Here is a 23,977-nt window from a genome sequence, read left to right on the forward strand (position 1 = left end):
GGTAGAACATGAGACGGAAGGAACGTTGAACAGAGAGGTGGGGAACGATGACAGATGACGCATTGATTCAGGCGATTCTTGAGGGCGATGATCAGGCAGTGGAAACCCTTCACAGCCGGTACGTGGATCAGCTGTTCAGCTATGTGCTTTCTCAGGTGAATGATTACCACGATGCACAGGAGCTCTTACAGGATATTCTCTTTAAGGTGATGAAACATCTCCATGATTTTACCGGCGATGCAGTGTTTAAGACGTGGATGTATACCATTGCAAGAAACCGGGTGATCGATTATTACCGGGGAAAGGCAAAGCGGGAGAAAGAACAGCCTGCAGAGACGGACGTCCTTGAGGCGAAGAGCGGGGAATCGGGTTCCGCGGAACGGACGGCTGTGGCAAACAGTCAGGTGGCGGCGATTCATGATGAACTCAAAGAACTTCCGGCTGATTATCATGACGTGCTTTACTTGAGATTCATCGAGGAGTTCTCGGTAAAGGAGACGGCGTCGATCATGAAACGGACATCTTTTTCCGTGAAAGCCCTGCAAAGAAGGGCGCGGAATGAACTGGCAAAACGTCTCGAAGGGGAGGTAACGGCTCATGAATAGACGGGAAACAGACAGGCTGACACAAACCCTGAAGCCTGACGGGAAACTGAGGAAGGCAGACAGAGAACGGATGCTTCAGGCGATGCACGAGGGGTCAAGAGAGGCAAGAAGGAAAGGGCCGAAAAAAACGGGACGGCGTCATCTTTGGACGGGCGCGGCCGGGACACTCCTCGCAGCGGGAATCGGCGGACTGATTCTGGTCAGTAACGACGGTTTTCCGAGCGGGTTTGACGGCGGAAGTGAACCCGGCAGTGTGAATGATTACGAGGAGGAAGACCAGGACCCTGATACGGAAGAAGGCGAAGAGATCCCTGACGGCCAGACGCTGTCCATCGAAAAACCCGTTTTCACTGTCCTGAGTGATGAGGAGCGTGCAGAAGAGGATCCTGAACGGCTGAATGAGACGGAAGAGGCACGTCTTTCCCATAACGGTACGGAAGAGCATGTGACCCTTGAGCGGGCTTCGATCGACGCCCTGCCCGTCTACCTCCATTATCCGGAGGAATGGGAACGGGTGGAGTCCGGGGATGAAGAAGCCGAATACGGCGTGACACTGAGTGGCGATGAGGGGAAGATATCGGTGAAGCTGCACCCTCACGCCGCTGATCCGGATACGATTTTCTCAGTATACGAATCAGTCGTCGATGAGCTCGAGCCTGAGCACCGGGCTTTGCAGACGGAAGAAGGCTTGCCTGATCTGAAAGCAAAAGGAGATCTGTCAGATGAGCGGATCGGCGATCTGGTTCAGGGTGAAGTGTATTACGATGAAGCAAGCGGATACGGTGAGTATCAGGTGATGGCTGTGAATGGGCAGTACCTCAGTGTCCATACCGAAATAGATGCACAAACGCCTCACTGGTGGGCGCTCGGAAAACTGATCTATGCGACCTGGTCCGAGAATCTGCCGGCCCTGGTCTACCCGGATGAGGTCACAACGGACGAACGGACCGGCCGTGCGGAACAGGTCGAAATCCGCGAGCAGATCGATGCCGGGATCGGGCAGTCACCGAAGGAGTTGTTTGTCAGTGAGGCGCACGGGTTTTCAACGTATCTTCCTGAAGAAATGACCGTGACAGCGGATGCCGACGACGTCGTCGTGGAAGATCCGGAGCGTGACGGCTTGATGGTGTTCACAGCCTTGCCGGACGGGATTACGGAAGAAGAAGCCGTGAATGATTTACGCACACGGGCAGAGCGTGATGGCCGGGACGTGAGTGATGACGCTCAGGAAGAGTCGTGGCTGGTGGAGAGCATGCAGTATATGGATGCCAACGGGCAACAGGAAGGCTATGCCTATATCGTGACGCATGAGGGGCAGTATTATGTCCTTGAAACGGTCTCCGATGACACGGAGAGTCTGTTTTTCTTCTGGCACAGAATGAGTGGCACGTTTCTTGAATACCTGGAATGGCCAGACGGCACCCGGCTCATTCAAGGCTAAGCATCTGCGGTAACGACAACCAGGCAGCCCGTCACCGGTGACAGGCTGCCTGCTTCATCGTTTTGATTTGTGAGGATCAGTGACCGGCTGTTTTTGCATGCTGTTCAGTGGGGCGCTGTTCCTGTTTCCAGCGCATAAAGCCGCCTTTGATGTTGCGGACGTCGACGCCCTTTTCCTTCAGAAGACCAGCGGCAATCGCCGAACGCTGGCCGGAGCCGCAGTACACGGCAACAGGACCGTTCGGCAGCTGATCCGGGTCTGTACCCGGAATGTCATTGATGACGAGGTGACGTGCGCCTTCGACATGTTCTGCCTCATATTCATAGCGCTCCCGGATATCGAGAATGGTCAGCTCGCCGGACTGATGCATCTCCTGAGCGGTTTCAGGCGGGATGATCGGATAATCGCCGGTGCCTTCTTCCATTTCGTACTGCTCGATGACGAGCGGGGAGAAGTAGCCGGACGTCCGGTCAAGCCCGATGGCATTCATCGCTTCACGGATGCCGTCGAAGTGATGATCTTCTGCGATGAAGTACACATCCCTGTCATAGGAGACGAGGGACCCCATCCAGTTGGCGAACTGTGAATCATAGGGCACATTCAGGGTCCCGGGGATATGGGATGCGGCGAAGGATTCTCTCGAACGCGTGTCGATCATCGTGACGTCCTGCCCGAGGAGATGCTTCACCTTCTTCGTATTGGCACCGTAGCGAAAGGGTGTTGTCTGTTCCGCGAGCAGGCCTGCGCCGGTTTTGTTGACCTGTTTCATGATACCGAAATAGGCAGGCGGAGTCGGCTGATCGGCGAGCAGGAAATCCGCGAAGTCGGCTTCATTGTCCGGTTTTAACGCCGGGTTCGTCTTGAACTCATAGCCGAGAGTCGTCGTCGGAATGGAACCGAGTGATTTCCCGCAGGCGCTTCCGGCACCGTGGCCGGGCCAAATTTGCAGGGAAGGATCGAAATCGTTCAGGCGCTGCAGGGACTGAAACATCTGCTTCGCACCTTTTTTCGCGGAATCCTGGACACCAACGGATTTCTCCAGAAGATCCGGACGTCCGACGTCCCCGACGAAGAGAAAGTCGCCGGTGAAAATGCCGATCGGTTCGTCGGATGCGGCTCCGTCCGTCAGGATAAAGCTCATATGCTCCGGCGTGTGTCCGGGCGTGTGAAGTCCTTTCAGGGTGACGTTGCCCATATGGATCTCATCCCCATCCTTTATGCCGACGGTTTCGAGATGAGCGGGCCACTGATAGGTGCCGAACTCGTCCCCGCCGTTTTCTTCCGAATAGTAAATCGTGGCCATCGCCCGTTCGGCCATTTCTTTCGCGCCGGAGACGAAATCGGCGTGAATATGCGTTTCAAACACTTTTGTGATCGTCAGTTCTTCCTGTTCCGCCGTGTCAAAATACGGCTTCAGGTTGCGTGAAGGGTCGATCACCGCCGCTTCACCGGTTTTTTGACACGCCACCATATAGGAGGCCTGTGCGAGTGCATCATCATAGAAATATTTCAAAAACATCGGGACATGCTCCTTTCAGATTCGGGTTTCTTGGCAAGTACTGTTCGTTTTCCCATATACCCGCAGGTGTAAACCACCGGAGATCCTGTTTGTGGAAGGGGATGTAAAATGGTACAATCAGGTATCAAATGATGGCGATTGGAGTGAAACAAATGGCGTTAACACCGTGTCCGGAATGCGGGCATTCCGTGTCTACAAGAGCAAAGAGCTGTCCGAACTGCGGCTATCCTTTTATGGAAACCCGGCAGGCGCCGCCGATTATTCAGGAACCGCACCACGAACCGGAGCGGGAGTCCGGGATCGGTTTTTGGGGCGTGGTCGGGGCAGTGGTGATTGCGATCCTGCTCGTTTCCTGGCTCTGAACGGCTTTCTTCTCTTCCTGGTGCTCGTCTTTTATTCAGGTAATCAGCTGTGGGTGAAGCCGATGACCGCTCACTGGTTTGTCCATGGCTATGTCAATGATATCCTGGCCGGGATCTGGCTGCCTGCACTGATCAATGCCCTTGCCTCACTGTTTCGGATTCAGCGGGCCCTTGTGACGGACCCGGAGAAAATCGTTCTGATCGCGGTGATGGCAGGCCTCTTCTGGGAACTTGCCGCACCGCAGTTTGTCACAGGCAGTACGCAGGATCCTTTTGATATCCTTGCCTATGTGACAGGGGCTCTTCTGTATATCACAGTGGTTCGTCTTGTTCAGAAGGGCGTCCGTGGATCATAACAGCATCATGGAAAAAGCCAAGCTCGCCTCTTATGGAGGCGTGACTTGGCTTTTTTTGGTGCCGCAGCGGTTTTACGCGAGGCGCAGCGCCGTGATGAGGAGAACGAGAATGCCGAGCATCGCGGAAATCGTCAGCATCATCGCATATACCCGTGCAATTCGGGTGCCTTTCGTATCAGCGACGAGATTGCCTGTGATCTTGCGGCTGTAAAGGCTGATGACCAATACCGTGAGGATCAGGGCCACACCGCCGATTTGTTCCATAAGCCGCATATACAGTGGCAGCGCGCTGTGATCAAAACGCAGGATCATGAGGACCCCGGTGATCAGGACAAGGACGGCTGCCGGCATGACCCCGGCGTTGACAAACCGCTTCATGCGAAGAAGCAGTGCACTGTGGGTGTCCCCGATTGTCTCACTCTTCGCCATATGGCGGATCAGTGCGGCAAAGGCGAGAAAGGACCCGATCCAGACGGCGATTCCCGTCAGATGAAGAAAATAATACAATTCATACATAAAGCCTACCTCCTGTTCGATTCGCCCCATTCATGTTATCAGTTGAATATGAACAGAAGATGAACAGAGGGATCAGGTTTCAAAAGCTGAGGGAAGAGTGACCGAAAACGTCGTGCCGCTTTCCTCATTACTGTCGACATCGACGGTGCCGCCGTGAAGCCCGGTGATCGATTTGACGATGGAGAGTCCGATGCCTGAGCCGCCTTTTCCTGACCGTGAATCATCGGCTTTATAGAAGCGTTCCCAAATGAGCGGGAGCGTCTCTTCCGGAATGACTGTGCCGCTGTTTGTAACGTGCACCGTGACGAGGTGCACGCTATGTACGGCAGAAACTGTCACCGACTGTCCTTCCGGCGTATAGCGGAGAGCGTTCTCAAGAAGGTTTTGCCAGACCCGGTTCAGTCGGTTGTAATCGGCATAAACAGAAAGTCCGTCCCGGGCTGCCGGCTCGAAGTGGAGCTGTATCCCTTTATCCGCCATCGGCTTCTCAAAGGAGCGGATCTGTTCGTTCAGCTGATCGGTCAGGTCGTAAGTCTCTCTGTCGAGGGTAATCCCCCCTGACTCAATTCTCGTCAGTTCGAGAATGTCATTGACGAGGGTAATGACCCGGTCGGTTTCTGAACGGATCCGTTCATAATAAGAGAACCGCTTCTCCACGGGAATCGTCCCGTCTTCAAGGGCGATCAGGAAGCCCTTTACGGAAGTGAGCGGCGAGCGCAGGTCGTGAGAGATATTCGCCAGGATCGTTTTGCGTGTGCTTTCGATCGTCGCAAGCTCAGACGCCATGCGGTTCAGCGTCTCGCCAAGTTCCCCGATCTCGTCCCGGGTTCTGATATCCACCTGTTTGGAAAAGTCGCCGGTGCTCATCTGTCTCGCCACGTCGTTCATGGCCCTCAGGGGATCGGTCATGCGCTTTGTCATAAACCATAGGACAGCCGCGGCCACGGTGAGAACGGTAATGAAAGAAGTGACGATCATGAAGACGGCCTGGAGGTAGTCTTCTTCAAGGCCGGTAAAGGTCATCGTCATCTGATTGACCGACTCGTGATTCACGGGCCCGGCCATCACATAGTCGAGACCGGCTCCGTCCCAGTTGCCCTCTGCGGAAATGGCAGAATCGACCCCATCAAGAAGGTGCACCGCCGCGTCGGTCTCGCCGTTACTGAACCGCACATCCCCATCCCCGTATAGATGCACCGTGTACGAATCACTCTCGAGAAGGCTGCCGATCACAGCCTCCGTCTCTCCCTGCGTCCAGCCGAAATTCTCTGCGAGCTCAAACTGAGCGGTGAGGGTGTCCCGCTTTTCTGCGAACGAGGCTTCATAATCGGCATACAGCTGGACGTGAAACAGATAGAGATACACGACACCGAACAGGAGGAAGCTTACGACAATCACCGCTGTGAAGGTGAGAAACAGTTTGCTGAAAATAGAAGTCAGCCTCATGAAGACCTCCCAGTTTCAATGCGGTATCCGACGCCTCTGACGGTGACGAGGGACCAGTCGGATTCAAATGTGCGAAGCTTTTCGCGGATGCGCTTCATGTGGACGTCCACCGTCCGCGGATCCCCGTCGAAGTCTTTGCCCCAAACGGGATCGAGGATCTGTTCGCGGCTGAGGGTTTGACCTTTGCAATGGACAAGGAGACTGAGAACACGGATTTCCCGGGGCGCTGCGGCAATCAGCTCGCCGTTGATCCGCCATTCGTGCTGCTCGGGACTGAGGGATGTATTGCCGGCGGTGAAAAAAGTCGTGCTGCCGGCATACGGGAAGCTTCTCCGTAAGAGGGACTTGACCCTCGCGAGAAGCTCCTTCGGTTCAAAGGGCTTCACGAGATAATCATCGGCACCGGCGTCGAGTCCGCGGACGATGTCATCGGTCTCGCCTTTCCCTGTCAGGATCAGGATCGGCACGAGGCGGTCGTCCTGGCGGACGTCCCGACATATGTCGAGACCGTTCACTTCAGGAAGCATAATATCCACGATGAGAAGATCCGGTTCGCTGTCATAATAACAGCTGAGGCCTTCTTCCCCGTCGGACGCGATGGTTACGCGCCACCCTTCTTTCTCCATATACAATGACACCAGTTCTGCGATGTTGGCGTCATCTTCAATAATCAGAACATGCATAGCATTCACTCCATTTATCAGGCAGGCTATTTCCGCATTGTAACACCATTGTGTGAACGGAAAATGAACAGTCCTCATGGTGAGTCGGCACGCGGAGGCTGTTTCTTATGATACCGGCTTAACGTGCTGTATGCTGCGTGGCTGTTTTTGCCGGAATTTTTGACATGGTACATGGCCCGATCCGCAAAACGAACGAGTTCATCAAGACTGTCCGTATCTGACGGATAACGGCTTGTTCCCATACTCGCTCTGATCTCGAGGGGGATCTCACCTGCAAGGTACGGATTCGTCGCGAACTGCTGCAAGAGAGCTGTGAGGAAAATCGCTGTTTGCCGTTCATCGGTGTCAGGGAGGATGGCATAGAATTCATCGCCCCCGATCCGGGATGAAAAGCCGCCTTCAGTCGTGTCGAAGGCCGTCTTTAACAGCTTTGCCATATGAATAAGGAACGCATCACCCGTCTGATGCCCGAACGTATCATTGATTTCTTTAAATGAATCAAGATCAATGATGACGAGGGTGAAGGGCAGGCCGGCTTTAAGGCGCTTTTGGGCTTCATTATAAAAGTAGCGGCGGTTTGGAAGTCCGGTCAGGGCGTCGTGATAGGCGAGGAACGCGGCCTTGCGGTCTGCTTCTTTGCGGCGGTGGATGTCCTGCAGGATAAGCATCTGCATCGGCTGGCTGTCGACGGTGACGTCCCCGCTGTCAATCAGGACAAACCGCTCCTCGCCGAGGCTGTTCTGAATTTTGGATTCAAAGTCGCGAAAGCCGCTTTGAAGGGTTGTGAGTCTTGCTGTTTCTTCGTCCCAGTCTGAAGCGGCAGATTGAGCGATGAATGGTCTGAAGCTTGCGCCCTGCAGATCACCGGACTGAAACAGCCGTTCCGCCGCCGGATTCGCCTGTGTAATGTCCCCGTCGGGATTCACGAGGACAATTGCGGACGGATTGACGTTGAAAAAGGTTTCGAACCGTTTATAGGATGATTCAAGGAAGTCGAGTTTTCGCATGGCATAGCTGATGGCGATGGCCCAGATCAGGCTTGAAATGATGTACGGATAGGGAATCATTACCCCCCGGAAGTCAAAATAACCGAAAATGGTGGTCCAAAGAAAACCGAGAAGGAGCGTGATGACCAGGAAGCCGAGGAGTTTTTTCTTTACTGAATGAGATTCTTTTTTATACATAGACCATGCGATGGCTGTGATGCCAAGGGCGAAGAAATTGGCGCCGGTGAGTGTCAGGTAGTACTGTCCGTCAAGTTCCGGGTAATAAAACATCCCGATAGCCTGAAACGCCGAGCTGTTGGTCAGATTCTCGCCTGTAATGAAGGTCAATATGACGGGAATGAGGGACAGATAAAGAACCCACGGGTACAAAAAGCGGGGGAATTTCCGCTTCAGTCCGGAGAATTCCATCATAAAGTGCAGGAAGATGGCGGGGATAATCAGCCCGGCGTTTCCGAAGGCGTACATCACGACGGTTTCACTATAACGGATCGGCAAGAGATGCCGGATAAACTCCGAGAAGAACATCACGGCATAGCAGGTGAAGAATACGGCGAGGAGCTGATGCTCCCGTCGCGAGCGGTTCCTTGTCAGGATATCGATGGTGAAATAGAGCATCAGAAACGTCGGGATCAGATAGATGGCGGAATAGATCAGGATCTCACCCACGGCATGGCCTCCTCTTGGCTTCACTTCTTGTCCTTCGATTATACCCGTTTCGGGAAAAAAAGCGATTCTGATATCAGAAAATGAAGAAAAGAATCTTATAAAACATACTGTTTAATTTGATAGTAAAATGAATAATGATACAATGATGGCATTCTGTAACAGGAGGTGAGGGCGATGCTCAACCTGTTTTTACGTTATATCCGGCAATACAGGGTGATGATTGCCGTCTTTTTTACCGGCGTGTTCGTTGAACTGCTTTTTCAGTATATGGTTGCCCTCAGTTTCAAGTTCCTGCTTGATGAAGCGATTATTCCGGGGAATATGGAGATTCTTCTCGCGGTCCTGGCTTTCCTGCTTGCCTTTGGGCTGATGAGTCTGACGGCGGGCTATGTGAATGATCTCCGTATGGCGAGGCTCGGGACGGTGATTGCCGAGGATCTCAGGCGCTCGGCGTACCGCTCGATTCATCAGGGCGGTCTCGGATTTGTGGAGCGCTTCAGCACCAGCGAGATCAATGCGCGCTTCCAGTACGACATTCCCGCCATCGAGCGGTTTCTGATCCGGTTACTGAGTGCGGCGGTACCTGCCTTACTCAGTATGTTCATCGGGCTTACGTTCCTTCTGTTCCTCCAACCGATCCTCGGACTGGTCGTATTCGTCGGGATGCTGCTTCTCTTTATTCCCGGCTATCTGTACAGCGATGAAGAAGACGAGTATCTCCTCCATCATGCCAGGGAAGATGAGGAACTCGGAGGGGCCGTTGAGGAATCGGTCCGAAATGTCCGGCTCATTCACGCACATAACCGGCTTGGTAGTGTTGGAGAGCGGTTTGAAGATCTTCTTGGTGAGCTCTCTGGCACGCATCTTCGCTATCTGAAACTGAAAGCCAAGCTGACCCGTCTGCCCCAGGCGCTGTTTCTGCTGTTTCGGATCACGGTACTTGGAGCCGGGGGCTTGCTTACGTTTCGGGGAGTGCTCTCACCCGGGGACTTTGTCGCATTCGTCACGATCTTTCTGCTCGTCTTTCAACAGGGGATCATTCTCACCTCTATTGTCACCGTCTCCTCACAGCCCGCCGTGAACTGGCTCCGCTATCAGGATCTGATCGGCAATCAAAAAGAAGAAGGCCGATCCGGAACGGAAGGGAAACCGGTCCGCTTCACTGACCGCCTCCGCTTTCATAACGTCACATACACATACGGGGATCAGGATGCCGGGGTGAAGAACCTCTCGGCTGTTTTGAAAAAAGGGACACTGACGATGATCACAGGACCGAGCGGGTCGGGGAAGAGCACGCTCCTTCATCTCCTTGCGGGCTTTTACAAACCTGCGTCAGGGGAACTGTACATCGATGAGTCCCCGTTAAGTACCCTTGATCCGGCAGCGTACAGGCAAAAGATGGCCTTCGCGTTTCAGGAGCCGACGTTCATGGACGGCTCGATCCGGGATAACCTTATGTTTCTTTCAGGGACACCCTGTACCGATGAGGAGCTGTATGACGTTCTCCGAAAAACCGGCGTTGACGACAGCGTACGCCGGATGAAGGACGGCCTTGATACGCCCATTGAGTCGAGGCTCGGTTCATTGTCCGGGGGCGAGGCCCAGCGCCTCGCGCTGGCGAGGGCCCTGTTGACAAAACCGGATATCCTCGTCCTTGATGAGGTGACGTCCGCCCTCGATCCCCGTTCAGAAGCAGGTGTCAGAGCGATGATTCAGTCATTGACACCTGCTTTGACGGTGATCATGATCACGCACCGGCTCGATCACGGGCAGGACGCCGATCAGATTCTCGTCATGGATCAGGGCCGTCTCGCGGAGGCCGGGACGTTCCGCGAACTCACACAATCAGGCGGTCTGTTTTCCAAGCTCCTGAACAAACAGAACGGCTTCTCCATCTCGTCAAACGGGCAGGTTGCGGAAGTGGAAGGAAGCAGACTCAAGCAGATTCCGCTCTTTGCCTCCATTGGCGCTTCGCCTCTCGAAGCGCTCTCCGGTGCCTTCACGACGGAGGTCTTTGAGGAAGGGGAGACGGTGATTTACGAAGGGGATCTCGGTGATCAGTTCTACTTGATTGCCCGGGGAAAAGTTTCCGTTCGCCCGGGCGGCACGGCGCCTGATGATGAAGTGGCCGTCCTTGAAGACGGGGACTACTTCGGTGAACTCGCCCTGTTGCACGATGAACCGCGAAATGCGACGATCATTTCCAAGGAGAAGACGACCTGTCTCATGCTGAAGAAAGACGATTTTCACGCGCTTCTTCAAGCACATCCGCAAGTCCGTCAGGACGTTGAGGAAGAAGCGGCCCGGCGTGAGCGGCAGAGAGAAAGTTCGCAGGAGGAAAATGGACGCAATTATGCTACACTAGAAGAAAAGCCAGAAAGATGACGAGGAGGGCTTTTCTTGAAGGGTTCAGAAGCATTTACACGGATCCTGCTTGCCGGCAATGAAGAGCTGGCCGTCGAGCAGGCCCTTTCTTATGCGGAACAGTACGGCAAGCACCGCCTGTATGAAGAAGTGATCACACCGGCGATGTATGAAATTGGGCAGATGTGGGAGGAGAACCGGATTACGGTAGCGGATGAGCATCTGGCGACGGGGATCAGTGATTTCGTCCTGACTGTCGTCGATGAGCGTAATAAAGAGCAGGCGAAGAATGGCCGGACGGTGCTTTTGTTCGGTGTGGAAAAAGAAGAGCATTACCTCGGCTTGAAAATGGTCGCCTCGCTGTTCAGAGACAAGGGTTGGACAACACGCTACCTGGGGCCGAATCTGCCTGTGGAATCGGCCATTGCGGCAATGAATAAATGGTCGCCGGACGTGATCGGTGTCTCGGCATCCATGGCAAACCGCATCCCGGATGTGCTCTCGTACCTCGAACAGTTAAACGAACAACAGCCCCATGAACTCAAGGTGCTGATCGGCGGCCGTTTCGCCGATACCGTGGCTGATAAAGTCACCGGTTTTCCCGTTGAGGTGCTGCAGTCCTTGACGGAACTTGCACATTGGCTCGATCGTTATGAGGATGTGAAAGCCGATGCACCGGTTTGATGAACTTGCGTGGCCCTTACCGGTCTTTCTCATTGACGGGCATTTCACTGTAGAGGCAAGGTAAGCGTCTGCCGCAGAAGACTTCCCTGCCTGTACAACGCTCGCGGAACTTGCGGATCCTTATAACAGTGACAAGTTTGAGCGTCTCCTTTCTGCCCGTGAAGGACGGAGTCGGGGGGAGGTTGCCCTCTTTATGAACGGGAAGCCGGACCCTGTATTGATGGACGTCACTGTCAGCTGGAATGAACAGGGCATTGGAACCGTCATCTGTCAGTCGAAAGACAGCGGCATGCAGCGTATCGAAGAACAGCTCACACGGCTCAGAACCAGGCTTCATACGACGGATATGGCACTCCTTGAAGAAAAGGAACTTGCAGAGAGCCGTCTTCAGGAGATCAGGGAACGATCCGCGCCGTTTACGAGTCTCGGCGCACAGCGCGGGCTCGTTTCATTGTTCGGTGATCTGAACGAAGCGAAAGTGGAGGCTGTTACAGGGCAGTTACTCCGGCAGATCAGTACGAACAGAACGGCCGAACTGATTATGGATTTCACACCCCTGACTTCCGTTGAAGAAGCCGGCGTGTCTCGTCTGAAGGCCCTGATTCAAGCCATCTCCATAATGGGGATTCCGGTGACCGTTTCCGGCGTGGCCCCGGATAAAGTGCGTGCGCTGAAAGGCCTGCTCAATGACCCCGAGATCCGTTTTGTTCAAAAAATCCAGGACGTGATCTGACAGAAAACATATTGATCGAACAAAAGCGATCACCAATCCCAACCAGGGATTGGTGATTTTTTTATAAAAAAATGATCATTTTAATTCAAAAAAGGTTGGAAGTCGGTTACAATTGAGGTATTCTTAAAAATGAATGGGACCTGTTTACTAAAATGTGTGGCAAAAGTGAACAGGAGGCGTGTTTTTCTTAATTTTCTGATAAAATAAGACAAAGAGCTCATATTGCTGCTTTGAGGGGGCGTACATATGGCCAGAAGGCTGTTAACGGGGATACTGGCAGGAAGTCTTGCGTTGATTTTTTACTATTTGGATACTTTTTATGTTGTTGAACATAATTTCACCGACCGTTTCTTTCGGGAGGAACGGGATACGGACTACCGGATTAAGCTTCTCGCAATCGATGAAGAGAGCCTGCAGGAGATTGGCCGCTGGCCCTGGCCGAGGGATCTGATGGCGAATACGGCGGAGGAGATCAAAGACGGCGGCGCTGACGCCGTCTGGATCGATGTGCTGTACGCCGAAGACAGCCCGGTTGAAGAAGAGGACGAGGCATGGGAAGAGGTACTTTCGGCGTACCCGGATATTCTTCTTCCGGTGTACTTCCAGTTCGAAACGGCTCAGGCTGAGGGACAGACGGGGACCGCTCTCAACTATCAGGCCATGTTCGAGCCTGTTTATGAGAACTACAGCCTGGACGAAACGGGACATATAAACGTCCTGGCCGATGAGGACCGGGTCGTGCGTCAGGGGCTTCTCGGTGTGGAATCAGATGCGGACGGGATGATCCCGGCCATCAGCGTCGTCCTTGCGAACCGCCTCCTCGATGAAGGCAGTCAGATCACCTATGACGAAAGTACAGGTGAATGGACCCGGGGGGATGCGGTGATTCCGGCGGACGACTGGAGCCGAATGGGTTTCTCCTATGCCTCTGCGCCGGGGAATTCCACGTTTTCGATCTATTCGATCAAGGATGTGATGGACGGGACGATCCCGCCGGACTATTTCAGCGGTTCCGTCGTCCTGATTGGTCCGTACGCCACGGGTCTGCAGGATGAGTATTTGACGCCGATGAGCAATACGATTCCGATGTTCGGTGTGGAAATTCATGCCAACATCATTCAGAGTCTCTTGGACGGCGAGTATTACGAACGGGCCTCAATGCCTGTGGGCATGCTCGTCGTGGCGTTGATGTTCGCAGCGCCGTTTGCCGTGTTTGAACTCGTGCGAGCGCGCTGGGCATCGGTGCTCCTCGGTGTGTTATTGATCGGTTACGTGATTTTCACTTCTGTCTGGTTCGAGATCAGTCAGATGCTTCTGCCGTTTACCTATGCCCTTGCGGCGATTCTGTTTGCCTATATCTCTTCGGTGGTGATCCAGTACATTCAGGAGACCCTCGAGAAGAAACGGGTGCGTGACACATTTGGGCGCTACGTTTCACAAAACGTCGTGGACGATATCCTTGATTCCGGTGAAGAAGTCAAAGTGGGCGGGATCAAAAAGGAAGTCACGCTCATGTTTATCGACATTCGCGGTTTCACGTCCCTCTCAGAGAAAATGGATCCGGAGAAGGTCATTGATATCCTGAATGATTATCTCGATCTGTGCGCCCGCTCGATTTTCTCCTTTGAAGGCACGATTGACAAGTTTATGGGTGACGGGGTCATGGCCATATACGGTGCGCCGATCGATCAGGAGGACCACGCACTCCGTGCTGTGAAAACGGCTCTGGATATCCAGGAGAAGAGTGCCGAACTGACGGAGAAGATTAAAGACGAATACGATTATACGATCGGCTTTGGGATCGGGATCAACACCGGTGTCTGTATCGTCGGGAACGTCGGGTCCAAAGACCGGCTCGATTACACGGCGATCGGGGATGATGTCAATCTCGCAGCCCGCCTTGAATCGAAGGCAAAGCCGATGCAAATTCTGATCAGTGATAAAACCTATGAAAAAATGAAAGAAGACATTGACGTGACAACCCTTGAACCCGTTCAGGTGAAAGGGAAAGAAAAGCCCGTGCAGATTTATCAGGTGGAACAGTTAGTCAACAAAAGAGAGGAAGGAGGCGCATCATGAAATTGAAACTGCTGGTTATTGTGGCACTGGTCTTTCATTCATTCTTTATGTTTCCTGTGTTCCCGGCAAATCCCGCGGAAGCTGCGGTGTCGGAACCGAGAGCGAGGCTGTCACAGGTCGAAGGCGATGTGTTTGTCAGACGCGGTGGAGGCTTGATGGAGTACGACGGCTTTAACGGAATGGGGCTGTTTGATGGTGATGAGATCCGTACAGGTGAGGACGGATCCCTCACGATTGCGTTTGATTCCGGGGACGACGCCACCCTTGGGTACACGACGAAAGTGATGGTCACAGCCCAAGAAGAGGGAGACGGCGAACAGTCGACGGTGAAGCTCTGGACCGGGAAGATTTGGAGTAAGGTGAAGCGGGTCATGAACATTGAAGATTCCTATGATGTCGAAACGCCGACGACGGTCATGGGGGTCAGAGGCACGCTCTTCTACACCCTCCACGATCGGGAGGAGACGCTCTCTGACGTTACCGTCGTCGATGGTCAAGTCGATGTCGGGATGAACCGGCTCTCGGATGAAGAACCTGATGAGAATCTTATTGGACCGCTTGAGCGGCAAAGCCAGACCGGTGATGATGACGATTTGAATGAAGGCGCGGATCCGGACTTTGCCGAGATGACGGACAGCATGGAAGATCCGGTCGTTACCGCGGCCGTTCTCGACATCATTGAGACGGCAAGAGAGACGGACACGGACCGAGATGTCGAAGATGATGATCTTGACGGGCTATTTGAGTCACTTGACGAGAGCCTGCGAAGCTTCAATCTCTCCGATGTCCTTGATCAGATGCTGAACCGCATTGAGGAAACCGGCCGCAGTGAAGCAGTCTCAGAACGCGTCAGTCAGCGAAACGAATCCCTTGAAAACATGCGCGAGGAAACGCTGCAGCGGACGGAGCGGACCCGTGAACGCGTGACGAATTCCCTCGATCGCCTTCGGGAACAGGGACTCGACGAAAATGACATCAATGCGAGGGTAAGTGAACAGCGCCGCCAGGCGGAGGAGTTCACCGCGTCACAGGACGGTACGGATGAACCGGTAGCAGCGGCGGATACACCACCACCTCCGCCGGCCCCGACTCCGGCACCAACACCACCGACACCGCCAGTCGCACCACCGCCGGCTCCGGCACCAGCACCAGCACCGGCTCCGGAAGAGGAAGATCCGGCACCAACTGAACCGGACGACGTGGCAGAACCGCCTGAAGAAGAGACGCCGGAGAATGAAGAATCGGTGGATGAAATTGAAGAGGACGAGGAAGAACCGGAAGAAGAGGAAGAACTCCCATTGCTGGGAGGAAATCTTGAGGAATATGGTGGATCATCTGGGTTCTCATTTAATCAAGAGGGCAAAGCGGTAAATACGATTCGCTTTCCGGCTCTTCCAGTCGATTCTGAGGAAGAAGCATATCGTTATGAATTGGCTGTTATTGATGAAAATGGTAATGATTCCATCATAGAAGCGGATATTACTTTTGATGAGAATGGTAATGTTGTTATGAGCTTTATCAATGATCGTTTTGAGCCTGTTCTGCCAATGCAAGAGATCGGACCTGTACAAATAGCGAATATGGCTGATGTAAGGTCTATTGAGACTAGGGCAGTTCGTAACGGGGAAATTACTGTGTTATTCAGAGAATCTGTCCCCTCCCTTCCCGATACGATTTGGACATTTACCTCTTTGATAACAGGGGAACAAGAAGTCAGATTTTTACCGGAAAATGGAGAAAATCAATATCTATTTCGTGAAGGTGATGAAGTAACGGTACTTGATGGGGAAGCATTTATTTCTGCTCCTTTAACTGTTTCAGGGGCTAGCGTATATGTACTTGGTAATAATAATTTAATCTCGTTTGATTCGATAAATATCATTGATTTTCATGAGCAAAATAGCAACAGAGATTTGACGGATCTTTCTTTTGCTAAATATATGTATCCTGCTGAGGAGATTGGACTTCGTGCTGATGAGAGTGAGTTTTATGCAGATTATAAAATTCGTGTCTCAGTTAACGACATTTTATACGATGATTTTGCATTCAACGAAGACATAATTATTGATGTGGAACATCCAGGGGATTCCTATCAGATCAGACTGGATATATTGGATCATAATGATCAAGTCATTATAGAAGGTATATACTCTGATACTTTACAGACATACGAGGAGATGCCAATTATTCCGACACCTGAGAGTGTTCGTCCATTTTTATCATTTGAATATCCGGGAGACGTTATTGCAGAAATTATTATCCCATTTCCAGAGGAACTTACATTTTTGGAAGAGTTTATATTAGCGGATCATTCTGGAGAACAACTTGTAATCCATGATGACGCAATCTTCCGAGAAGAGGATCGGTCATACAGATTAACTGTAAATACCGATTTACAGAATAAATCGATCTTCGGATTAGGTCAATACGGTAAATTGTCTGAATCTGGATACGATTTAAGTGAATTTCAATGGCTTAATGACCCTTCGTTTATAAACAGAGAAGACATTACGATTTTTGAAACTTCGAGTTCGATTAGGATCGACTTTACAAATGTTGAGTTCACGTCACAATTGGCAGGATATGAAGTTCTCATTAATGGTAGTTACGTCGATGAAAAAGTGTTGGCTGAGACTGGCCAATATATTGAAATTACTGATTTGGAACCTGACACAGACTATTCCCTCATGATTCATGCACTTGACGATTCAAATGAAATAATAGTAAGCCATCTTGTAGATGAACAAGTCACAACAGATATAGAGATCGCAGTTATAGAAAATGTGGAGACTCAGGCAGGCAGTGATGTAATCGAGGTGTCTTGGTCATCTTTGGAAGCTGTTAACTTGTTACTTTACCGAGTATTTCTGAATGGAGAATTATATAGTTCCACTGAAGAAAATGAAATGATGATCGAAGGACTCGACTCTGAAGAATCCTATGTAATTCGCATAGAAGCACTTGATAGCAACGGTCGAAGAATAGGATTTAGTGAGGTGGTAGAAGAGACAACAGAGTCAGAGGAAGATCTGAGGGTTGATTTTTCAATTGAGGAACACAATTTTTATTCAAGTGTAATCAGTTTGACTTCGAATCGTGAAAACGTGCGATATGAAATCGAATGGGACGACACGTCGGGTACGTACGACCAGGATGAAGATGGACGATTGACGTTCACAGGACTGATCCCCGGCCAAACATACAGTATCACGGTGTTGGCCTTCATTGGGGAAGAAGAGGAACCGGAAACGTTTGAATTCAGCTTTACGACGGAGTCGTTTGAGGAGAATGCCCCGGAGACGGCACCGGAAGAACTGACGGTGACGGTAGACTTTGACGGTGAAGAGGATGATCTGCTTGCCCGGATGATACCGTCAGAGAATGCGGAAATCGAACAGGTGAAGGGTTATACAGCGTATCTGTATGAGGAAGGCGAGCGTGTGACAGCGATCGCCGAAGACATTGAGACCGGTGAAGAAGCCGGTATTGAATGGCAAACGGAAACCGGCCTCCTCGCGGAGCTGTTGGAAGACCGGACGGGACTGACCCGTTTCGTGGATTACCGGAACTATCCGGAGCTGAGTATTCGTGTATATGCTTCGAATGAAGCAGGAGAGAGCGGGGCTTACGCGGAAGCGGGATTTGCGTCTTTTGTGTATGAGAATGAGCCGGCGGGGTTTGGCGCGTTCGGAGCCGAAGCGTCAGAGCTTGGGTACGCGGCGAGTTGGGCGCCTGTTTTGGGCGCATCGTTTTACGAAATCCGTGACGGGGAAAGCGGCGAAGCCGTCACCGGCCAGACAAGGAGCACGGAACTGACTTCAGACGTATACGGCCGATCGCTGGTGCTCGTAGCTCTTGACCGGGAAGGCAATGTCCTCGAAGAGGAAGCCTTTACGAGCCCGGTGACCCTTGAACCGGAGAATGAACAGGGAAGTTTTTATGAGAAGCGATTTGACTTGTCGATCAATTATGAAAACGTGCGATATGAAATCGAATGGGACGACACGTCGGGTACGTACGACCAGGATGAAGATGGACGATTGACGTTCACAGGACTGATCCCCGGCCAAACATACAGTATCACGGTGTTGGCCTTCATTGGGGAAGAAGAGGAACCGGAAACGTTTGAATTGAGCTTTACGACGGAGTCGTTTGAGGAGAATGCCCCGGAGACGGCACCGGAAGAACTGACGGTGACGGTAGACTTTGACGGTGAAGAGGATGATCTGCTTGCCCGGATGATACCGTCAGAGAATGCGGAAATCGAACAGGTGAAGGGTTATACAGCGTATCTGTATGAGGAAGGCGAGCGTGTGACAGCGATCGCTGAAGACATTGAGACCGGTGAAGAAGCCGGTATTGAATGGCAAACGGAAACCGGCCTCCTCGCGGAGCTGTTGGAAGACCGGACGGGACTGACCCGTTTCGTGGATTACCGGAACTATCCGGAGCTGAGTATTCGTGTATATGCTTCGAATGAAGCAGGAGAGAGCGGGGCTTACGCGGAAGCGGGATTTGCGTCTTTTGTGTATGAGAATGAGCCGGCGGGGTTTGGCGCGTTCGGAGCCGAAGCGTCAGAGCTTGGGTACGCGGCGAGTTGGGCGCCTGTTTTGGGCGCATCGTTTTACGAAATCCGTGACGGGGAAAGCGGCGAAGCCGTCACCGGCCAGACAAGGAGCACGGAACTGACTTCAGACGTATACGGCCGATCGCTGGTGCTCGTAGCTCTTGACCGGGAAGGCAATGTCCTCGAAGAGGAAGCCTTTACGAGCCCGGTGACCCTTGAACCGGAGAATGAACAGGGAAGTTTTTATGAGAAGCGATTTGACTTGTCGATCAATTATGAAAACGTGCGATATGAAATCGAATGGGACGACACGTCGGGTACGTACGACCAGGATGAAGATGGGCGATTGACGTTCACAGGACTGATCCCCGGCCAAACATACAGTATTACGGTGTTGGCCTTCATTGGGGAAGAAGAGGAACCGGAAACGTTTGAATTCAGCTTTACGACGGAGTCGTTTGAGGAGAATGCCCCGGAGACGGCACCGGAAGAACTGACGGTGACGGTAGACTTTGACGGTGAAGAGGATGATCTGCTTGCCCGGATGATACCGTCAGAGAATGCGGAAATCGAACAGGTGAAGGGTTATACAGCGTATCTGTATGAGGAAGGCGAGCGTGTGACAGCGATCGCCGAAGACATTGAGACCGGTGAAGAAGCCGGTATTGAATGGCAAACGGGAACCGGCCTCCTCGCGGAGCTGTTGGAAGACCGGACGGGACTGACCCGTTTCGTGGATTACCGGAACTATCCGGAGCTGAGTATTCGTGTATATGCTTCGAATGAAGCAGGAGAGAGCGGGGCTTACGCGGAAGCGGGATTTGCGTCTTTTGTGTATGAGAATGAGCCGGCGGGGTTCGGAGCGCTGAGCATTGATTCATTTACGGGCAATGTCATCTTGGAATGGGAAGCAGTTCTTGGTGCAGTCAGGTATTATGTTGAAACTCCAGAAGGAGAGCTGATAGCCGAGAGTGAAGAGCGGAACCTTTCTATTGATTATCTGGTGGCAAACACGTTTTACAATAATTTCAGAATTATCGCTGAGGACAGAAACGGACATATAATCAGTGATGAGAAATTGGAATTTGAGACGGAAGAGATCAGTATAAATTTGATTCAGTATTATAAAAATGGCGATTATCTGTATATAGAGTGGGCAAAAATAGAAGATTACCAATCTGAAATGGATTTCAAAATAACTGTTTATGATGAAAACGAAAATGAACTGACCCAGATTATCACAAGCGATAATTCGGTTTCAATCATTGATAATGCCCTGAATATTCCGGGAGATCATCGAATTACAATCACTGTAATTGATATAGAAGAAGATACTGTGATTGGTGATGAATCATTTTCCATTGATACTAATGACCCTGCGTTGATTGACCCACCAGTTTCATTAAATGGAAAATTATCTGATTGGGGAGAGGTGACGGAAGTTGAGGTGCAGCCTGATTCATTAAACATAATCACAAAATTAAAGATTTCAGAGCTGAATTTGACAGGTGAAACAGACGTGGTTTATGCATTAAAGGGGTTAGCTGAAGGCAATATATTTACGCTTGCAGAGTCGGATCAGCAAGATGGAGATAAAATTAGTTTTAATTGGATTTATGAACAGAGTACTGGAATTCTTCCACCTGAAAATGGTGACTTCAACTTTCAGGAAGTTCAAATAGGGAGTCCAGAGCCTGAAATGGTATTTGTTACTGCATCGACCAATCAAGGCGAGGTAGTGCTGTTTCAAGAAGAGATGCCAAGGCCGCCAATAGTAGAGAGGGTTTTTGAATCGAGGATTAATGAAACGAGGAAAATCTTTATTTCAAGTGCCGGGGATACTGATTTCTATTTTATGCCTGAACGCGAAAATCCGGAGGTTCAGGCTGAAGATGGAACGACAAAAATTCTTCTCGATGAAGGCAAAGAAAATGTTGTGTTTGTCAAAGGACAAAATGGATTACTGTCTCTTTCCTCAATCAGCGGAAATGTTGAGCATGAGTGGATGATTCCATTTGAATTTAACCAGCGAGAACCTGAAATAATAGAACTTAATACAGAAGAACTGAAAGTCAGATTACCTGAAGAAGTTACAGCACTCCTTGAAGAACAAAACGAATACACTTTGGAAATTCTGATCAATGACAAACAATACAATGACTTGAACATCATTCAATCAGAAATTGTTCTTCCAATTGAAGATGCTGCTGCAACACAAAAAATTCAGATGAATGTTAAAAAACAAGACGAGGTTATGATAGAAGGATACTTTTTTGAGGAAATCGATATTCCTCATGAAGAATCTTTCGGCCCGTCAAATCTTGAAGTTTCATTTAATTTTGATAGTGATCCATGGACCACAAGCCTCTCTGGTGAATTTGATCCATCTTCTAATCTGAATAACCTGAATTGGTACGAACTTTTTGCATATGATGATAATGGTGAAAGGGTGCTGCAGGAGCCACTTACAATCATAGAGGATGATTTGTCTAACCCTTCGTTCGACTTCATTATTGATTCGACTTCAGTAGAGTTCGGTCCGGAAGATACAGATTCATTAAGAATTTATGCAAGGACCGATGAAGGGTTGTTCCAAGATTTTGACGAAGTTATGTATGAGAGTATTCAATACCCGGAAATTTCGTCATTTCTTACTGTGACAGAATTAGATCGCTCTGCGACACTGATGTGGACAGCTCTTTCTGATACTCACTCATACCAGCTTAGAGATGAAGAAAATGATGAAACAATCGAAGCATTTTCCGGGTTTGAATCCGGAACCAGTTATGAATATCAGATATCCGGTTTGGAACCGTCTACAAACTATGAAAAATTCCACTTGTATCGGTTTGATGCAAGTGGAAAGCAGATTGACAGTCAGCCACTTTCATTTACGACGGATGAACCATTAAATGTACCGGAAATTGAGGGTTTCAATATTATCGCTGGAGTCTCAATGATCGATTTGTTTTGGAGTGATTCTGACGAAATAGACTCTTATAACATTTATGTGAACGGAGTTTTTGTTCAACGTATTTCCGACACGATGTATTCATTTGAGGCTGAGCCAGGAACATCATATTCGATTAGGGTTGACGCCTTGGATCTAAATGAAAATGTTCAAAGCAGGTCGGAAACAGAAAGTGAGACAGATGAATTGGAGATAACCGTATCGAAAAATCCTGATCTTGTAACTGAAAACAGTATTGAATTGGATATTGAGAGCAATCTCTCCGGTGGCGTCAGTTACACATTCAGACTCTTGGATAGTGAGAGGAACGAAATTCGGGTTCTTGAAGAACAGTTTTCCCCTTTTCAAATAGAGGGGTTAGAACCTGGCACTGACTATATTTTAGAAACTAATGCCCTAATTATCGAAGGGGGAACAGGAGAAGCAACGAAAGAATTTGCGTTCAGTACAGCGCAGTCAGAAAACCAAGTTAATGGGAATCCTGATAATCTCGATTTAGATGGTGAATTAATCTTTGAAGGATCATCAGAGGACCAGACAAATGAACAGGAAGAAAAAGTGAATAACAAATTGTCGGAAGAACATGTCTCTGAAAATCCCGATGCTCCTGTTGAAAAAGAATCCTCTGAAGGGGATGAACAAGTCGATGCAGAGGATGAGGTTGAAGGCAGAACAGAAGATCAGGATAAAGAATCCCCGGAAAAGAATGAGGAAGGGGGAGAGGAACATGAGTAATTCCCTGAAGAAGACAGATCAAATAAAGAAAAAAAAGCTCATCATACCCTTTGGCAAAGGACTATTTTCTGTTGCAACTGTGATCGTTTTAAGCGCCTGCTTCAGCAATAACGCGGATGACGGGGACGATGCACAAAATGAAAACCCCAACGCCGGAAACAGTGACAACAACGACGCCGAAATGGTGATGGACGGTCAGGCGCTTCCGGATTCGGTGGAGATGTCCGTCGGTGAGATTGACGTTCTGACGGGACTTGACGGCATGGGTTACCAGAACGGAAATCCCGATGATACGAAGTTTAATCATCCGGCGGGGATCGTCCCGTTTGACGACGGTTTTCTGATCACGGATTCGGGGAACCATACGCTCCGCTATGTGTCGATGTCGGGTCAGAGTGAGACATTTGCCGGCAGATACGATGGGTATGATGAATACGGGGAGCCGGAAGGGCGCTTCGATCACGGGACCGGTGAAGAGGCGGGATTTGATACACCTCTCGGTCTGGTCTATGATGAAGACAGTGGACTCCTCTACGTCGCAGATGCCGGCAACGGCGCGATCCGGCGTGTGACGGAGGACGGGGAAGTATCAACGGTCGCTGAGGATCTCGATTACCCGACGGATCTTATTCTGTTGGACGGCAGTCTGATTGTCTCTGAGGCGCGGGCTCACGTGCTGACGCTTGTCGATCCGGAGAGCGGTGAGACGGAACATCTTGCCGGTGGCGGTTATGAAGAGGCAGACGGTGAGCTTGTCGGCCGGTTTGCCGACGGTTCCGGCGAGGGTGCCGGTTTTAACGAACCTTTCGGGCTCGCTGTATTGGAAGAGACGATTGTCGTTGCCGATTCCGGGAACCAGCGGATCCGTCAGGTGACGCTTGACGGTGAGGTGACGACCCTTGCCGGATCAGGTGACAACCTGATACCGGGTGCGGATTACATCACGCCGGGCTCTGATGACGGTCCTGTTTCGGAAGCCGGTTTCCATTTCCCGAGAGGTGTGGCGGTCCTGTCGAGCGGTGCAATTCTCGTTGCGGACACGTACAATCACAGACTGCGGCTGATCACGGAAGATGAAGTCCTGCCTGTGGCGGGTCACGGTGTTCACGGCATGGTGAACGGACCTGTGGAGGATGCTTTGTTTGACGGCCCCTATCACGTGGCGGTCTTCGGTGAGCGGATTCTCGTAACGGATCATTGGAATCATATGATCCGTGAAGTGGAACTGGTGGAATAAAAGAGG

General features: G+C 50.9%; 15 protein-coding genes. 10 read left to right on the forward strand and 5 right to left on the reverse strand.

The features are described 5' to 3' along the window. Window positions 1-47: 47 nt before the first annotated feature. Both BSEL_RS03425 and BSEL_RS03430 read left to right on the forward strand, forming a co-directional pair. Complete coding sequence (locus BSEL_RS03425) at window positions 48-605, forward strand: RNA polymerase sigma factor (RefSeq protein WP_013171611.1); 558 nt, start codon at window positions 48-50, stop codon at window positions 603-605. After that, on the forward strand, window positions 598-2,046 hold the full coding sequence (locus BSEL_RS03430) for a hypothetical protein (protein ID WP_013171612.1): 1,449 nt from the start codon (window positions 598-600) through the stop codon (window positions 2,044-2,046). Before BSEL_RS03425 ends, BSEL_RS03430 begins: the two co-directional genes overlap by 8 nt. Before the next feature lie 76 nt (window positions 2,047-2,122). Here BSEL_RS03430 and BSEL_RS03435 read toward each other — a convergent pair whose 3' ends face one another. Then, window positions 2,123-3,565 (reverse strand): MBL fold metallo-hydrolase, encoded by a 1,443-nt coding sequence (locus tag BSEL_RS03435; protein ID WP_013171613.1) that lies wholly within the window; start codon window positions 3,563-3,565, stop codon window positions 2,123-2,125. 152 nt (window positions 3,566-3,717) lie between these two features. On the opposite strand from BSEL_RS03435, the gene BSEL_RS17420 reads away from it, so the two are divergent. Both BSEL_RS17420 and BSEL_RS17425 read left to right on the forward strand, forming a co-directional pair. Continuing rightward, a complete protein-coding gene (locus BSEL_RS17420; RefSeq protein WP_083769498.1) occupies window positions 3,718-3,927 on the forward strand; it encodes a zinc ribbon domain-containing protein in 210 nt (69 codons plus the stop codon). Continuing rightward, window positions 3,873-4,283: a hypothetical protein gene (locus BSEL_RS17425; RefSeq protein ID WP_155522691.1), complete on the forward strand. Its 411-nt coding sequence runs from the start codon at window positions 3,873-3,875 to the stop codon at window positions 4,281-4,283. The genes BSEL_RS17420 and BSEL_RS17425 overlap by 55 nt, the downstream gene beginning before the upstream one ends. A gap of 72 nt (window positions 4,284-4,355) precedes the next feature. On the opposite strand, the gene BSEL_RS03445 is transcribed toward BSEL_RS17425, so the two are convergent. From BSEL_RS03445 to BSEL_RS03460, 4 genes are all read right to left on the reverse strand, one after another. Continuing rightward, window positions 4,356-4,799, reverse strand: a complete 444-nt coding sequence (locus BSEL_RS03445; protein ID WP_013171615.1) for a hypothetical protein — start codon at window positions 4,797-4,799, stop codon at window positions 4,356-4,358. A gap of 72 nt (window positions 4,800-4,871) precedes the next feature. Beyond that, window positions 4,872-6,245, reverse strand: a complete 1,374-nt coding sequence (locus BSEL_RS03450; RefSeq protein WP_013171616.1) for a sensor histidine kinase — start codon at window positions 6,243-6,245, stop codon at window positions 4,872-4,874. After that, the gene (locus tag BSEL_RS03455; protein ID WP_013171617.1) at window positions 6,242-6,928 is read right to left on the reverse strand and encodes a response regulator transcription factor; all 687 of its coding nucleotides are present in this window, start codon (window positions 6,926-6,928) and stop codon (window positions 6,242-6,244) included. The genes BSEL_RS03450 and BSEL_RS03455 overlap by 4 nt, the downstream gene beginning before the upstream one ends. Window positions 6,929-7,002: 74 nt before the next feature. Then, window positions 7,003-8,601, reverse strand: a complete 1,599-nt coding sequence (locus BSEL_RS03460; protein ID WP_013171618.1) for a diguanylate cyclase domain-containing protein — start codon at window positions 8,599-8,601, stop codon at window positions 7,003-7,005. 174 nt (window positions 8,602-8,775) lie between these two features. Here BSEL_RS03460 and BSEL_RS03465 point away from each other — a divergent pair, with 174 nt between their 5' ends. The 6 genes from BSEL_RS03465 (at window position 8,776) to BSEL_RS03490 (ending at window position 23,971) form a co-directional block, all read left to right on the forward strand. Continuing rightward, on the forward strand, window positions 8,776-10,986 hold the full coding sequence (locus tag BSEL_RS03465) for an ATP-binding cassette domain-containing protein (protein ID WP_013171619.1): 2,211 nt from the start codon (window positions 8,776-8,778) through the stop codon (window positions 10,984-10,986). Window positions 10,987-11,001: 15 nt separating this feature from the next. Further along, entirely contained in the window at window positions 11,002-11,649 is a 648-nt protein-coding gene (locus BSEL_RS03470; RefSeq protein ID WP_013171620.1) for a cobalamin B12-binding domain-containing protein, read from the forward strand. 193 nt (window positions 11,650-11,842) lie between these two features. Then, window positions 11,843-12,382, forward strand: coding sequence for an STAS domain-containing protein (locus BSEL_RS03475; RefSeq protein ID WP_013171621.1), 540 nt, complete (start codon window positions 11,843-11,845; stop codon window positions 12,380-12,382). 246 nt (window positions 12,383-12,628) lie between these two features. Continuing rightward, window positions 12,629-14,461, forward strand: a complete 1,833-nt coding sequence (locus BSEL_RS03480) for a CHASE2 domain-containing protein (RefSeq protein ID WP_013171622.1) — start codon at window positions 12,629-12,631, stop codon at window positions 14,459-14,461. After that, window positions 14,458-22,734: a FecR domain-containing protein gene (locus BSEL_RS03485; RefSeq protein ID WP_013171623.1), complete on the forward strand. Its 8,277-nt coding sequence runs from the start codon at window positions 14,458-14,460 to the stop codon at window positions 22,732-22,734. Before BSEL_RS03480 ends, BSEL_RS03485 begins: the two co-directional genes overlap by 4 nt. After that, window positions 22,727-23,971: an NHL repeat-containing protein gene (locus BSEL_RS03490; RefSeq protein WP_013171624.1), complete on the forward strand. Its 1,245-nt coding sequence runs from the start codon at window positions 22,727-22,729 to the stop codon at window positions 23,969-23,971. The genes BSEL_RS03485 and BSEL_RS03490 overlap by 8 nt, the downstream gene beginning before the upstream one ends. The last annotated feature ends 6 nt before the right edge of the window (window positions 23,972-23,977 follow it).

It is taken from the genome of [Bacillus] selenitireducens MLS10 (genome assembly GCF_000093085.1).
Classification (GTDB): Bacteria; Bacillota; Bacilli; order Bacillales; family Salisediminibacteriaceae; genus Salisediminibacterium; species Salisediminibacterium selenitireducens.